A 1098-nucleotide genomic window follows, 5' to 3' on the forward strand; every position below is an offset into this window, starting at 1 on the left:
GGCGGTCTCAATGACCAAGCGCAACACGTGACCCATCAGGTACGGTGTTGCCATGAACCACTGCTATCGCCATCTTTCTGCTGAAGACCGGGCCGCCATCATGATGATGCGAGCCACGCATTCGATCCGGGCCATTGCCGCTCACCTGGGTCGTGCGCCGAGCACCGTGTCGCGAGAAATTGCTCGCCATACGGTCGACCCCATCAAGGGCTACGATGCCGGCTTGGCGGGTTATCGGGCTCGTCTGACGCGACATCGGCCACGCCAGCGTCCCAAGCTGCACCCAGACGGGGAGCTCTTCGAGGTGGTGGTCCACCTGCTGCGCAAGTACTGGTCACCGCAACAGATAGCCCGCACACTGAAGCGCATGTCTCCCAACGATTCACGTCGGCAGGTCTCGCATGAGGCCATCTACAACGCGCTCTATGTGATGCCCCGCGGCAGTCTCAAGAAAGAGCTCATCGCCTGCCTGCGGCAGGGCAACGGCAAGCGTCGCTCACGCAGTCGTGGCAAGGATCGACGCCAGCAGATTCCCGATCTGGTCAGCATCCACATGCGGCCGCCTGAGATTGAAGACCGCCTGATGCCGGGCCACTGGGAAGGCGATCTCATCATGGGTGCCAACAATCGCTCCGCCGTCGGTACGCTGGTGGAGCGCACCACACGCTTGGTGATCTTGGCGAAAGTGGATGGCACCACCGCCACGGCGGCGGCCGTTGGCTTCAGCGATAAGCTCAATGAGGTGCCGCGAGCCCTGCGGCTGTCCATGACCTACGACCAGGGCAGAGAGATGGTGAAGCATGCCGAGATCACGCAGAAAACCGGTACGGCGATCTACTTCGCTGACCCACATAGCCCATGGCAGCGGGGCTCCAACGAGAACACCAACGGGCTGTTGCGGCAGTATCTGCCAAAGGGAACGGACCTCTCCGTTTACAGTCAGGAAGAGCTCGACGAGATCGCCGACTCACTGAACACACGGCCTCGCCAGACGCTGGACTGGCGAACCCCACTGGAAGTCTACGCCGAGGTGCTAAAGAAATCCGTCGGCGGACCGAGCACCCTTCAATAGCGTTGCGCTTGGAACTTGAGACCGCC

General features: G+C 61.6%; 1 protein-coding gene. It reads left to right on the top strand.

Annotated elements, in window-relative coordinates; genetic code table 11:
* Positions 1-52: 52 nt before the first annotated feature.
* Positions 53-1072 carry an IS30 family transposase gene (locus tag ACPF7Z_RS19390; RefSeq protein WP_251929403.1) on the top strand — a complete coding sequence of 340 codons (1020 nt, stop codon included), beginning with the start codon at positions 53-55 and terminating at the stop codon, positions 1070-1072.
* Positions 1073-1098 lie beyond the last annotated feature (26 nt).

Source organism: Halomonas sp. GXIMD04776 (assembly GCF_049808615.1).
Lineage (GTDB): Bacteria > Pseudomonadota > Gammaproteobacteria > Pseudomonadales > Halomonadaceae > Modicisalibacter.